General features: G+C 72.4%; 11 protein-coding genes. All 11 read right to left on the minus strand.

The window, feature by feature from the left end; all coding sequences use genetic code 11:
• Window positions 1-21: 21 nt before the first annotated feature.
• The gene (gene topA, locus ACIQFX_RS00570; protein WP_402457141.1) at window positions 22-2853 is read right to left on the minus strand and encodes a type I DNA topoisomerase; all 2832 of its coding nucleotides are present in this window, start codon (window positions 2851-2853) and stop codon (window positions 22-24) included.
• Window positions 2854-3115: 262 nt separating this feature from the next.
• The gene (locus ACIQFX_RS00575; protein WP_376487318.1) at window positions 3116-3313 is read right to left on the minus strand and encodes a hypothetical protein; all 198 of its coding nucleotides are present in this window, start codon (window positions 3311-3313) and stop codon (window positions 3116-3118) included.
• 248 nt (window positions 3314-3561) lie between these two features.
• A complete protein-coding gene (locus tag ACIQFX_RS00580; protein WP_402457144.1) occupies window positions 3562-4353 on the minus strand; it encodes an ABC transporter permease in 792 nt (263 codons plus the stop codon).
• Between the two features lie 14 nt (window positions 4354-4367).
• Window positions 4368-5141, minus strand: coding sequence for an ABC transporter permease (locus tag ACIQFX_RS00585; protein WP_402457147.1), 774 nt, complete (start codon window positions 5139-5141; stop codon window positions 4368-4370).
• Window positions 5138-6250, minus strand: a complete 1113-nt coding sequence (locus tag ACIQFX_RS00590) for an ATP-binding cassette domain-containing protein (RefSeq protein WP_402457150.1) — start codon at window positions 6248-6250, stop codon at window positions 5138-5140. Before ACIQFX_RS00590 ends, ACIQFX_RS00585 begins: the two co-directional genes overlap by 4 nt.
• A gap of 75 nt (window positions 6251-6325) precedes the next feature.
• Window positions 6326-7330, minus strand: a complete 1005-nt coding sequence (locus tag ACIQFX_RS00595) for an ArsR/SmtB family transcription factor (protein WP_402457153.1) — start codon at window positions 7328-7330, stop codon at window positions 6326-6328.
• Entirely contained in the window at window positions 7327-8889 is a 1563-nt protein-coding gene (locus ACIQFX_RS00600; RefSeq protein ID WP_402457156.1) for a methyltransferase, read from the minus strand. The genes ACIQFX_RS00595 and ACIQFX_RS00600 overlap by 4 nt, the downstream gene beginning before the upstream one ends.
• Window positions 8890-8974: 85 nt before the next feature.
• Complete coding sequence (locus ACIQFX_RS00605; RefSeq protein WP_402457159.1) at window positions 8975-9625, minus strand: small secreted protein; 651 nt, start codon at window positions 9623-9625, stop codon at window positions 8975-8977.
• 183 nt (window positions 9626-9808) lie between these two features.
• Window positions 9809-12127, minus strand: a complete 2319-nt coding sequence (locus ACIQFX_RS00610; RefSeq protein ID WP_402457162.1) for a sodium-translocating pyrophosphatase — start codon at window positions 12125-12127, stop codon at window positions 9809-9811.
• Window positions 12128-12385: 258 nt separating this feature from the next.
• Window positions 12386-12844: an ATP-binding protein gene (locus ACIQFX_RS00615; RefSeq protein ID WP_402457165.1), complete on the minus strand. Its 459-nt coding sequence runs from the start codon at window positions 12842-12844 to the stop codon at window positions 12386-12388.
• Between the two features lie 15 nt (window positions 12845-12859).
• Window positions 12860-13213, minus strand: coding sequence for an STAS domain-containing protein (locus tag ACIQFX_RS00620; protein ID WP_015034520.1), 354 nt, complete (start codon window positions 13211-13213; stop codon window positions 12860-12862).
• Window positions 13214-13257 lie beyond the last annotated feature (44 nt).

Here is a 13257-nt window from a genome sequence, read left to right on the forward strand (position 1 = left end):
GTCGTCCCGCGTGGTGCGGTACTACTCCGGCTTGGCCGCGGCCGTCTTCTTGGCGGCGGTCGTCTTCTTCGCCGTCGTGGTCTTCTTCGCGGCCGTCTTCTTGGCGGTGGTGGTCTTCTTCGCCGCCGTCTTGGTGGCCGTCTTCTTCGCGGTGGCCTTCTTGGCCGGGGCCTTCTTGGCGGCCTTCTTCGCCGGTCCCTTGGCGCGCTTCTCCGCGAGGAGCTCGTAGCCGCGCTCGGGCGTGATCTCCTCGACGCTGTCGCCGGTGCGCAGGGTGGCGTTGGTCTCGCCGTCGGTCACGTACGGGCCGAAGCGGCCGTCCTTGACGACGACGGGCTTCTCGCTGACGGGGTCGGTGCCGAGCTCCTTCAGCGGCGGCTTGGCCGCGGCGCGGCCCCGCTGCTTCGGCTGGGCGTAGATCGCGAGCGCCTCTTCGAGGGTGATCGTGAAGAGCTGCTCCTCGTCGGTGAGCGACCGCGAGTCCGTGCCCTTCTTCAGGTACGGGCCGTAGCGGCCGTTCTGGGCGGTGATCTCGACACCCTCGGCGTCCGCGCCGACGGTCCGCGGCAGGGACATCAGCCGGAGGGCGTCCTCCAGGGTGACGGTGTCGAGGGCCATCGACTTGAAGAGGGAGGCGGTGCGCGGCTTCACCGCGTTCTTGCCGGTCTTCGGGGTGCCCTCGGGCAGGATCTCGGTGACGTACGGACCGTAGCGGCCGTCCTTGGCGACGATCTGGTTGCCGCTGACCGGGTCGGTGCCCAGCTCGAAGTCGCCGCTCGGCTTGGCGAGCAGTTCCTCGGCGTGCTCGACGGTCAGCTCGTCGGGCGCGAGGTCGTCGGGGACGTCGGCGCGCTGGTGGCCCTCGGCGTCCTTCTCGCCGCGCTCGACGTACGGGCCGTAGCGGCCGACGCGGAGCACGATGCCGTTGCCGACGGGGAACGAGGAGATCTCGCGGGCGTCGATCGCGCCGAGGTCGGTGACGAGCTCCTTGAGGCCGCCGAGGTGGTCGCCGTCGCCGTTCCCGGCGTCGGCCGCGGCGCCCTGGCCGGTGCCGTCGCCCTCGCCGAAGTAGAAGCGCTTCAGCCACGGCACGGACTGGGCCTCGCCCCGCGCGATGCGGTCGAGGTCGTCCTCCATGCGGGCGGTGAAGTCGTAGTCGACGAGCCGCCCGAAGTGCTTCTCCAGGAGGTTGACGACGGCGAAGCTCAGGAAGGACGGCACGAGGGCCGTGCCCTTCTTGAAGACGTAGCCGCGGTCGAGGATGGTGCCGATGATCGACGCGTACGTCGACGGGCGGCCGATCTCGCGCTCTTCGAGCTCCTTGACCAGCGAGGCCTCGGTGTAGCGGGCCGGCGGCTTGGTGGCGTGGCCGTCGACGGTGATCTCGTCGGCGGTCAGCGCGTCGCCCTCGGCGACCTGCGGCAGGCGCCGCTCGCGGTCGTCGAGCTCCGCGTTCGGGTCGTCGGCCCCTTCCACGTACGCCTTCATGAAGCCGTGGAAGGTGATCGTCTTGCCGGAGGCGCTGAACTCGGCGTCGCGGCCGTCGGCGGCGCGGCCGCCGATCTTCACGGTGACCGAGTTGCCGGTGGCGTCCTTCATCTGGGAGGCGACGGTCCGCTTCCAGATGAGCTCGTAGAGACGGAACTGGTCGCCGGTCAGGCCGGTCTCCGCCGGGGTGCGGAAACGATCACCCGAAGGACGGATCGCCTCGTGCGCCTCCTGCGCGTTCTTGACCTTGCCCGCGTAGACGCGGGGCTTCTCCGGCAGGTAGTCGGCACCGTACAGCTGCGTGACCTGCGCCCGGGCCGCCGCGACGGCGGTGTCCGAGAGGATCGTGGAGTCCGTACGCATGTAGGTGATGAAGCCGTTCTCGTACAGCTTCTGCGCCACCTGCATGGTCGCCTTCGCACCGAAGCCCAGCTTGCGGCTCGCCTCCTGCTGGAGGGTGGTGGTCCGGAAGGGCGCGTACGGCGAGCGGCGGTACGGCTTCGACTCGACCGAGCGCACGGCGAACGCCGTGTCGGCGAGCGCGGCGGCCAGGACCCGCGCGTTCGCCTCGTCCAGGTGGAGCACGCTGTCGGTCTTCAGGCGGCCGTCGGCGCCGAAGTCGCGGCCCTGCGCGACGCGCTTGCCGTCGACCGTGTTCAGCCGGGCGACCAGCGAGGACGGGTCGGAGGCGTCACCGGTACGGCCGGTGCCGAAGGTGCCGGTGAGGTCCCAGTACTCGGCGGAGCGGAAGGCGATGCGCTCGCGCTCCCGCTCGACGACGAGCCGGGTGGCGACGGACTGCACGCGGCCGGCGGACAGCCGCGGCATGACCTTCTTCCACAGGACCGGCGACACCTCGTAGCCGTACAGCCGGTCGAGGATGCGGCGGGTCTCCTGGGCGTCGACCATGCGCTGGTTCAGCTCGCGCGGGTTGGCGACGGCCTCGCGGATCGCGTCCTTGGTGATCTCGTGGAAGACCATCCGGTGGACCGGGACCTTGGGCTTCAGGACTTCCTGGAGGTGCCACGCGATGGCCTCGCCCTCGCGGTCCTCATCGGTGGCGAGGAAGAGTTCGTCGGACTCGGCGAGGAGCTCCTTGAGCTTCCTGACCTGGGCCTTCTTGTCCGCGTTGACGACGTAGATGGGCTGGAAGTCGTGCTCGACGTCGACCCCGAGCCGGCGCACCTCGCCGGTGTACTTCTCCGGCACCTCGGCGGCACCGCTGGGGAGGTCGCGGATGTGCCCGACGCTCGCCTCGACGACGTAGCCGGGGCCGAGGTAGCCCTTGATCGTCTTCGCCTTGGCAGGCGACTCGACGATGACGAGTCGGCGGCCGCCGGGTGCGGTCTCGCTGGTCGGGGACAACTTCGCTCTTCTCTCCGGGGTCGACACTCTCTGGCACGTACGGCACTGGCACGCACGGCAGCGGCACGGACGGTGACGCTCCCGTCGCTGCGGAGTGTGACGGTACAACCCGCCCCCGTGTCAAACGGCGAAAGCCCGCAACGGCCACTCGAACGGTAACCCGAGTTTTGGCATTCCTGCCGCCCGGACTCCCGGACGGGTGGGGCGGGCGGTCGGGCCGGTGCCGTCGCCGGAGGGACCGGGGCCGGACCCCGGGCGGGATTCAGACGCGGCCGAAGCACCAGAGGCCGAGGGCCAGGACGGCGGCACCGGACAGGGCCGTCAGCGCGACCGCGGTACGCGGCGCGACCCCGTACACCACGGGCTCACGGTGCAGTGAGCGCACGGCCGTCCACAGCAGCAGCGCGCCTCCGAACAGCGTGAACGCCGCCCCCGCGAAGATCGCCGGCCCGCTCTCCATGCCCGTACCCCGTTCCGTCCACGTGCGGTGTTCGTCTCCCGGGGCCGAGGCTGGCACCTCCGGGCGTCATGGGTGCGAATTCCGGGTGAACGACGCGGGGCGCCCCGGAGGGTTTCACGAAGATGGCCGGTAGTGACCCATTCCTCACCCTTCTTTTTTCCCGTTCCGTTCCTCCCCCACCCCCGCCCCACCCTCCCCACCCCTCCCCAGTCCTCTCAGCCCCTCTCCCCCATCTCACGTCTCTTCCGTCACATCGTGTCGAGCGTGGCCCGGCGTCGGCTGCCGCGCTCGAAGACGCCGAGCAGGGCGACGGCGAGCAGCGCCCACCCGGCCCCGACCGCGAGCTCGGCACCGAGCAGCGCCCCGTCGAGACCGGCGCCCGCGGTCAGCCCGCGGGCCGCGTCCGCCGCGTGCGTGAGCGGCAGCAGCTCACCGGCGGTCCGCATCCACCCGGGCAGCGTCTCCCGGGGCACGGCGGCTCCCGTCAGGAGGAGCAGCACCGAACTGGCCACGTTCGACACCAGGAACACGTCACGGAAGCGGAGCCCGAGCGCCCCCAGCGCGAGCCCGAACGCCGAGCAGGCGCCCGCCGCGACCAGCAGCACAAGGCCGAGCCCGGGCAGCGCCCCGGCGGGCACGGGCAGCCCGAGCACGAGCGAAGCCGTGGCGAGCACGAAGGCGCTGACGAGCAGTCCGTTGAGGACGTACGGGAGGGCGCGCCCGATCCACAGCGGGACCCGGTGCCGGGGCGAGAGCAGGACGGCCCCGAGGGTGCCGTACCGGCGCTCGTTCGCGACGGCCATCGTGCCGCCGTACACGCAGGAGGCGGAAGCTGCGAGGACGGCGTTTCCGACGAGGTGGAAGCGGTCGTCGGCGACACCCAGTTCCCTGCCCAGGAAGACGAAGAAGAAAACCTGGAGCAGCGGCCCGACCAGCAGGGTTCCGATGAACATCGGCGGGGTGGTCCAGTTGAACAGCGCCCGGTAGGAGATCGCCCCGCCGACGACGACGAGCCGGGCGGTGCCGAGGAAACGGAACATGTCTCTCTGGCCTTTCAGGTGAGGGCGAGGGTGGCCGCGGCGCGCGCCCGGCGTTCCACGCGGCCGAGGACGAGGACGGCGGCCAGGGCGTACGCGGCGCCGAGCGCGACGGCCGCGAGCAGCGGTGCGCCCACGTCCCCGCCGGAGGTCGCCGCGTGCACGGCCCGCGCGCCCCAGGTCGTGGGCAGCGCCCAGGAGATCGGATGCGTCCAGGCGGGCAGCACCGTCACCGGCACGAGGAGCCCGGACAGCAGCCAGACGGGGGTGTCGAGCGGGTTGGCGAGGGCGTTGGCGTTGCGCAGCAGGACGAAGGTGGCGGCGAGCAGCAGCCCCGTCATCCCGAGCGCGAGGACGCAGACCGGGACGGCGACCAGGAAGAGCAGCGGGTGCGCGAAGTCGAGCGGCACGTCGAACAGCAGCACGCCCCACAGGACCGTCGCCCCCATCGCGTACGTGCCGATGACGGCGGTCGCGAGGGTGATCGGGAGCAGCACGAGCGCGAGCGGTGCCGGTGCCACGACCAGGGTCTCCAGGGTGCCGAGCCAGCGCTGGTTCTGCACCGCGCCGCCCGAACCGAAGAGCACCGACCCCCAGATGCCCATGAGTCCGGCCCCGACGGAGGCGGTGAGCAGCCGGTCCGGGTCTCCGGCGGCGCGGAACAGGTAGACGGCCAGGGTCGCGTAGACGAGCGGGACGAGGACGGCGAAGGTGATCTCGATCGGCGAGCGCGTCATGTACGCGACGTGGGTGCGCACGCCGACGAGGATCAGCCGGGTGACTCGCCTCATACCGGCACCTCCGCGGAACCGCCGGCCTCCGCCGGCCCGGCTCCGAAGCCGGACGTGGGGTCCTCCGCCCCGGTCCCGGCACCGGACGCGATGCCCGCCGCCCCGGTCCCGGCGGCGCCCGCGCCCGCTCCCCCGCCCGCCGCGTCCTCCACGATCGCGATGTAGGCGTCCTCCAGGGACGGTTCGCGGCTCGTGACCCGTCCGACGCGGATGCCTTCCAGCGCGGCGAGGACGGGTCCGTGCAGGTCGGAGGCGCCGCGGCCGGTCTGCACGGTCACGGTCTGGAGCGCGCCCCGGTCCTCGGCGGAGACGCCCCGCACCCCGGGCACCCGCCGCACCCGGTCGAGCCGCTCCTCGTCCACCCCGTAGGCCTCGATCTCCAGCACGTCCCTCTCCCGCACGAGGGACTTGAGGCTGTCGGGGGTGCCGAGGGCGCGGATCCGGCCGCCCGCGATGACGGCGATCCGGTCGCAGAGCTCGTCGGCCTCGGCCATGTAGTGGGTGGTGAGCAGCACGGTCGTGCCGGCCGCGGCCAGGTCGGCGACGGTGCGGCGCAGGTCGCGGGCGGCGACCGGGTCGACGCCGATGGACGGCTCGTCGAGGAAGAGGACGTCGGGCCGGTGCAGCAGGCCGCGCGCGATGTGGAGACGCTGGCGCATGCCGCGCGAGTAGCCCTCGACGCGTTCCTTCTCCCGGCCCAGGAGGCCGACCAGGTCGAGGAGTTCGGCGATGCGCCGCTTCTGCTCGCGGGGCGGGACGCCGTACAGCTCGGCGAAGTAGCGGAGGTTGTCGAGCGCGGAGAGCCGGTCGTAGAGGCCGCGGTCGCCGCCGAAGACGTACCCGATCCTGCGGCGCACGGCGACGGGGTCGCGGGCCACGTCGTGGCCGAACACCCGGGCCGTGCCGGAGGTCGGCAGGAGCAGGGTGTTGAGCATCTTGATGGTGGTGGTCTTCCCCGCGCCGTTGGGCCCGAGCAGGCCGAACAGCTCCCCCGGCGCCACCTCGAAGGTGACCCCCCGCACGGCATCGGTCTCGGTGCGCCGGGACTTCGGCCACCCGGTCCTGCTGGTGTAGGTGCGGCGCAGCGCGTCCGCCTCGATTGCGAGCATGCGGCGGACGTTAGGAGCCCCCGCCGGGCCGCGGCCATCGATTCGGGACCCCCCGAATCGTCCCGCGCGCGGGCGTCACGCGACCGCGCTCAGCACGCCCTCCCCCGTGAGCAGCGCGAGCAGCGAACGTCCGGTGTCGGTGAGTTGGTAGTACACGGAGCGTCCGACGCGGTGCCGGGTGACCACACCGGCCTCGGAGAGCACGGAGAGGTGCTCGGAGACCGTGCTGGGTGCGAGTCCGAGCCGGTCGGCGAGGCCGGCCGTGGTCAGCGGCCCGCCGAGCTCGCGCAGGACCGCCGCGCGGCCCCGGCCGAGCATCAGGCCGAGCCGGTCCTCGGCAACGGGCTCGGGCGGTTCGCGCAGCGCGGCGGCGCCCCGGGCCTGGAAGCTGAGCGCGAAGACCTCGGGGTCGTCGGTCGAGTAGAGCCGGCAGCCCTCGGCGAAGACGAGCGGCACGAGGACGAGCCGCCGCTCCCCCGGCGCGTACTCGGCGTCGACGTGCTTGGTCAGTTCGAGTACGGGCGGCTGCCACCGGCCCCGCGTCTCCAGGCCGGCGAACAGCGCGTCGACGCCCTCGGTCGCGAACGTCCTGGCCCGGACGAGCACTTCGTCCTCGACGAGTCTCCGCATCGTCGGCCAGTAGGGCTCGATCGCGCCCTCCCAGTAGGCCGCGTACGCGTCGGCGAGGGCCGCGCAGGCCGCCTCCGGGTCCTTCAGGTAGGGCCGCAGGAAGGGCGCGTCGGCCATGCCGGGGTAGCAGGCCGCCGCCTGCTCGCGGACGAAGTCCGGGGCGGTGGCCCGCAGCGCGGCCAGCTCCTCGTGCACGTGGACCGTGCCGAACGGCCGGGGCAGCAGGAAGTCGGAGACGTCGTACCGCCCCTCGGCGAACAGGTCCCACAGCGGGCGGAGCCGGTCGTCCTCGCGCCACACCTCGCGCGCCTGCCCGACCCACTCCTGGTACGGCCAGGAGGGGTGCCGCCAGGGCAGCGCGAGGTGCATCGAGCAGAACGCGTCGCGCAGCGGGCTGATCGCGATCCGGGTCGCCCCGAGCGAGGCCTCGTCCAGCTCGATCCGTATCAAGCGCCGCCCTCTTCCCCGTACTCCCCGGAGGTCTCCGCGCCGGCGGGCAGGAGGAAGCCCTCCTCGACGAGCAGCCGGATCGCCTGCGGGGTGCGGTCCCGCAGGACGACCGGGTCCTCTCCCATCAGCTGCCCGATCGCGTCGAGGATGCGGCCGGCGCTGAGCGTGCCGTCGCACACGCCGGCGAACCCGGCGCCGACGTGGTCGACCTTGGTGGCGCGGCGCATGCCACGGTTCTGCCGGAGCACGACGTGCTCGGGGTCCTCGGCGCCCGGCAGCCCGACCTGCTCCTGCATCACCTCGGGCGCGAGCGTGAACCGGTCGGCGAGGAGGGCGGCGTCGTCGTGGGTGCGCAGGTAGTCCTGGCGCTCGAAGTGGGCGCGGACGGTGGGTCCGAGGGGCTGCTCGACGGGGTGCGGCCACTCCTCGACGAGGATCGACGGCTCGACCGCTCCGGACGCCACGGCGTCGTTCCGCCGGATCGTGATCCAGCCGAAGCCGACCGCGCGGGTCTTGCGGGCCTCGAACTCGTCGAGCCAGCGGCCGTACGCCACCCGGTACGCGTCCGGGTCGCCGCGGTGGTCGCCGCTGTCGCGCAGCCAGAGCTCGGTGTACTGGGTGACGTCCTGGACCTCGCGCTGGACGATCCAGGCGTCGCAGCCGCGCGGCACCCAGGACCGCAGCCGCTCCTGCCAGTCCTCGCCCTCCACGTGCTGCCAGTTGGCGAGGAACTGGGCGTATCCGCCGTCGTTGAGCCGCTCGCCCGCCTCCTGCACGAGCGTGCGGCACAGGTCGTCACCACCCATCCCGCCGTCCCGGTAGGTGAGTCGGGCGCCGGGGGAGATCACGAACGGCGGGTTGGAGACGATCAGGTCGTACGTGTCGCCGTCGACCGGCTCGAAGAGCGAGCCTTCGAGCAGCTCGGCCTCGCGGGCCCCGGAGAGCGCGAGCGTGAGCCGGGTGAAGTCCAGGGCGCGCCCGTTGAGGTCGGTGGCGGTGACCAGGGTGGCGTGCTGCGCGGCGTGCAGCGCCTGGATGCCGGAGCCGGTGCCGAGGTCGAGCGCGGAGGAGACCGGGGTGCGGACGGTGATGCCGGCGAGGGTCGTGGAGGCGCCGCCGACGCCGAGGACGACGCCCTCGTCCTTCTGGCCGATGCCGCCCGCGCCGCCGACGGCGCAGCCCAGGTCGGAGACGATGAACCAGTCCTCGCCGTCCGGGCCGCCGTACGGCCGGACGTCGACCGTGGCGAGCACGGCATCGTCCTCGCGGACCACCCAGCCGTCGTCGAGGGCCTCATCCAGGGGCAGTGCGGCGGCGGCGACGTCGTGCGCGACGGGTCGCTGGAGCAGGAAGAGCCGGACGAGGGTCTCCAGCGGCGAGTCGCCGCGCGTGGCGCGCAGGGCGGGCACGGTCTCGCTGCGGGCGAGCGCCGAATAGGCGGGGGCGCCGAGCAGGTCGAGCAGTCCGTCGGCGGTGAAACCGGCGGCGAGCAGGGCCTCGCGCAGACGGGCGGCGTGCGCGGGCACCGGGAGGCGGGGGGGCAGGCTGGTCGTACTCACCGTTCCATTGTGACCGCCGCCACCGACATCCGGACCGCCGACCCGGCGGCGGACGGCCGATCGCCGCCGCCACCGGGCCGGGGGCCTACTCCTCGGACTTGGTCGCCGCGGCCGTCTTGGTGGGCTTGGCGGAGGCCTTCCCGCTCGGGGTGGAGCCGGGGTTCGGGGAGGCGGAGGTCTTCGGCGGGACCGAGGCCGTCGGCTTCTGGCAGCCGGGCTGCTTGGCCATGGCCTGGCCCAGCTCACCCTCCTCCAGCTTGGACAGGGCGTTCTGGTCCATCTTCTCGATCTTGGTGAGGCCGTCGGCGACGCCCTGGAGGCCGTCCGCGAACTTCTGCTGGTTCGTCGGGTCGAGCGCGTCGACCTGCTTCTTGAGCCCCTCGTAGGCCACGGCGGTGGCGTTGAGCTCCTTGATCGCGTCCTGCTGGACCTTCGCGCCGTTCTCGACGGGCGGGGCGCCGGCGGCCTCGACGGCCTTGGCGAGGGCCCTGTCGGCGTCGGCGATGTCCTGGAACGCCTTCGAGTCGGCGGCCTGGATCTCGGCCGGCTTGCTGTCGGCGGCGGTCGAGATGATGATCTGGTGGGCGTCGGCCCGCTTCTGGATCTGGGGCTTCGCCTGATCGCAGAACGCCTTCGCCCAGTCACCCACCTTGTCGCCCTCGTCGTCGCTGCATCCGGACAGCGCGAGCACCAGTACCGCGCCGCCGGACAGTGCGGCCGCAAGCTTCTTGTTCAACGGATCGGTCCCTTCCAAGGGTCTCGGCCCCGGAACATACACGCCGAACGGGCTACTTCCACCTTTCGTGGGACTGATTCATCCCATATTGCAGCCCTTTGAACCAAGCGATGACTCTCACACCCACCCCCGAGACCCGCGGGAATGAGACGGACGACACGTCGGACGTCCACGGATCAGACGTCAGGAGACCGTCACCGAGCGCCTCTTGGAGACCCGGACCGCGGCGACGACCACGGCGAGCGCGATCACCGCGACCGCCGCCCGCAGCCAGGGGCTCGCGTCGTCGCCGTATCCGAACCGCACGACGGCCGGGGCGATCAGCAGCGCGACCAGGTTCATCACCTTCAGGAGCGGGTTGATCGCCGGGCCCGCCGTGTCCTTGAACGGGTCGCCGACGGTGTCCCCGATGACCGTCGCCGCGTGCGCCTCGCTGCCCTTGCCGCCGTGGGTGCCGTCCTCGACCAGCTTCTTCGCGTTGTCCCAGGCGCCACCGGAGTTGGCGAGGAACACCGCCATCAGCGCGCCCGCGCCGATCGCCCCGGCGAGGTACGCGCCGAGCGGGCCGACGCCGAGCGCGAAGCCGACCGCGATCGGGGCCATCACGGCGAGCAGCCCGGGCGTGGCGAGTTCGCGCAGCGCGTCCCTGGTGCAGATGTCGACGACCCGTCCGTACTCCGGCTTCTCGGTGAAGTCCATGATCCCGGGGTGCTCGCGGAACTGCCGCCGCACCTCGTACACCACAGAACCGGCCGACCGGGACACCGCGTTGATGGCGAGTCCCGAGAAGAGGAAGACGACCGCCGCGCCGAGGATCAGCCCGAAGAGGTTGTTGGGCTGCGAGATGTCCATCGAGAGGGTCAGCGCGTCCGCCTTCCCGCCGAGCTCCCCCACGTCGGCGATCGCGGTGGCGATGGCGTCCCGGTACGAGCCGAAGAGCGCCGAGGCCGCCAGGACGGCCGTGGCGATGGCGATGCCCTTGGTGATGGCCTTCGTCGTGTTGCCGACCGCGTCGAGGTCGGTCAGCACCTGCGCGCCCGCGCCCTCGACGTCCCCGGACATCTCCGCGATGCCCTGCGCGTTGTCGGCGACCGGGCCGAAGGTGTCCATGGCGACGATCACGCCGACGGTGGTGAGCAGGCCCGTCCCGGCGAGCGCGACCGCGAACAGCGCCAGCATGATCGAGCCGCCGCCGAGCAGGAACGCGCCGTACACGGTGAGCCCGATGAGCAGGGCCGTGTACACGGCGGACTCCATGCCGAGGGCCACGCCCGCGAGCACGACGGTCGCGGGCCCGGTGAGCGAGGACTTCCCGACGTCCCTGACCGGCCGCCGGCTCGTCTCCGTGAAGTAGCCGGTGAGCTGCTGGATCAGTGCGGCCAGCACGATGCCGAGGGCGACCGCGACCAGCGCGAGGACCCGCGGATCGCCGCCGTGGTCACGGATGCCCGGCTCGGTGACGCCTTCGAGCTCGGCGTACGAGGACGGCAGGTACGTGAAGGCGGCGACGGCGACCAGCACGAGCGAGATCACCGCCGAGACGAGGAACCCGCGGTTGATCGCGCTCATGCCGCTGCGGTCCGCGCGCCGCGGGGAGACCGCGAAGATGCCGATCACCGCGGTGACCACGCCGATCGCCGGGACGATCAGGGGGAACGCGAGCCCGTGGTCGCCGAAGGCCGCCTTGCCGAGGATGAGCGCGGCGACCAGGGTCACGGCGTACGACTCGAAGAGGTCGGCGGCCATGCCCGCGCAGTCGCCGACGTTGTCGCCCACGTTGTCGGCGATGGTGGCGGCGTTGCGCGGATCGTCCTCCGGGATGCCCTGCTCGACCTTGCCGACCAGGTCGGCGCCGACGTCGGCGGCCTTGGTGAAGATGCCGCCGCCCACGCGCATGAACATGGCGATGAGCGCGGCGCCCAGACCGAAGCCCTCCAGGACCTTCGGCGCGTCGGCGGCGTACACGAGGACGACGCACGCGGCCCCGAGCAGTCCGAGGCCGACGGTGCACATGCCGACCACCCCGCCCGTACGGAAGGCGATCCGCGTGGCCCGGTGCGCGACCTCCGTCAGGTCCTTCTCGGGTTCGCCCGGCGCCGGAGTGGCCTCCCTGGCCGCCGCGGCGACCCGCACGTTGGCCCGTACGGCGAGCCGCATGCCGATGTACCCGGTGACCGCCGAGAAGAGCGCCCCGACCAGGAAGAACAGCGAGCGGCCGGCCCGCTGGGACCAGTCGTCCGCGGGCAGCAGCATCAGCAGGAAGAACACGGCGCCCGCGAAGACGGCGACCGTCCGCAGCTGCCGTGCGAGATAGGCGTTCGCCCCCTCCTGCACGGCGGCGGCGATCTCCCTCATCCGCTCGGTGCCCTGGCCGGCCGCGAGCACCTGGCGTACGAGGAGCCGCGCGACGACCAGCGCGGCGAGGGCGACGCCTGCCACGACGACCACGATCGTCCTGTTCCCGCTCGTGAGCACCGCGGCGGCGAGGGATGTGGGGTACATGGGGACGGATCATAGGGAGACGAACCCTCCCAGATGGGGATGCCGCCGAGCCACCACACGAATGCACCCATCCGACACGGGACGGGGTACGGGGCGGGGGTACGAGGCAGGGCGGGGCTGTGCGGAGTACGGGGCGGGGGGCGGGCGGCCGGGCGGGCGGCTCCCGGCTCCCGGCTCCCGGCTCCCGGCTCCCGGCTCCCGGCGGAACGGAAAGAGGCCCCGCGGGTGCGGGGCCTCTTTCCTTCTGCGTGTAACGGGTCAGGACAGGACGTCCGCCGGGCTCACCGGCCAGCTCATCCGGATGGTGCCGCCGTCCTCGCCGGCGCTCACCTCGACGTCGTCGACGAGCCCGCGGATCACCGCGAGCCCCATCTCGTCCTCACCGTCGGCGTCGTCGAAGTCCTCGGCCGGGGCCGAGGCACGCGCGCCGGGGACACCGGCGGCATCGGCCGCCGCCACCCCCGCACCCGGCACCTCGTCGCCGACCTCGATGGAGAACGTCTTCTCCTCCTCGATCAGCACGACCCGGATGGGCGTGGTGACGTCGTTGCTGCGATGCAGCCCGACCGCACGGGAACACGCCTCGCCGACGGCGAGACGCACCTCGTCGAGGACCGCCTCGTCCACCCCCGCCCGGCGCGCCACCGCGGCCGCCACCAGGCGGGCCGTGCGGACGTGCTCGGGCTGAGCGCTGAAGCGGAGTTCAACGGTGGCCATGCGAACCCCCTGGGCTCAGTCGACGGCGTTGACGGCCTCGTCGACCGAGGTGTGGATCGGGAACACCTTGGTGAGGCCCGTGATCCGGAAAATCTTGAGAATGCGCTCCTGGTTGCAGACGAGGCGCAGCGAGCCCTCGTGCGCGCGCACGCGCTTCAGGCCGCCGACGAGCACACCGAGGCCGGTGGAGTCGAGGAAGTCCACGCCCTCCATGTCGACGACCAGGTGATAGCTGCCGTCGTTCACCAACTCGACCAACTGCTCGCGCAGCTTGGGCGCGGTATACACATCAATCTCGCCACCGACCTCGACGACCGTACGGTCGCCACCAGCGCCGGACACATTGCGAGTCGACAGGGACAGGTCCACGGATCCTCCAGCACCTTGCTATCGGGCGATCGCCCCCTCGGGCC

Source organism: Streptomyces sp. NPDC093089, assembly GCF_044754405.1.
Classification (GTDB): domain Bacteria; phylum Actinomycetota; class Actinomycetes; order Streptomycetales; family Streptomycetaceae; genus Streptomyces.

What these genes read in the sequence shown, in the direction of transcription:
- ACIQFX_RS00575 (WP_376487318.1), bottom strand. Translation starts at nt 3,313, where the DNA reads ATGGAGAGCGGGCCGGCGATCTTCGCGGGGGCGGCGTTCACGCTGTTC.
- ACIQFX_RS00580 (WP_402457144.1), bottom strand. Translation starts at nt 4,353, where the DNA reads ATGTTCCGTTTCCTCGGCACCGCCCGGCTCGTCGTCGTCGGCGGGGCG.
- ACIQFX_RS00585 (WP_402457147.1), bottom strand. Translation starts at nt 5,141, where the DNA reads ATGAGGCGAGTCACCCGGCTGATCCTCGTCGGCGTGCGCACCCACGTC.
- ACIQFX_RS00590 (WP_402457150.1), bottom strand. Translation starts at nt 6,250, where the DNA reads ATGCTCGCAATCGAGGCGGACGCGCTGCGCCGCACCTACACCAGCAGG.
- ACIQFX_RS00610 (WP_402457162.1), bottom strand. Translation starts at nt 12,127, where the DNA reads ATGTACCCCACATCCCTCGCCGCCGCGGTGCTCACGAGCGGGAACAGG.
- ACIQFX_RS00615 (WP_402457165.1), bottom strand. Translation starts at nt 12,844, where the DNA reads ATGGCCACCGTTGAACTCCGCTTCAGCGCTCAGCCCGAGCACGTCCGC.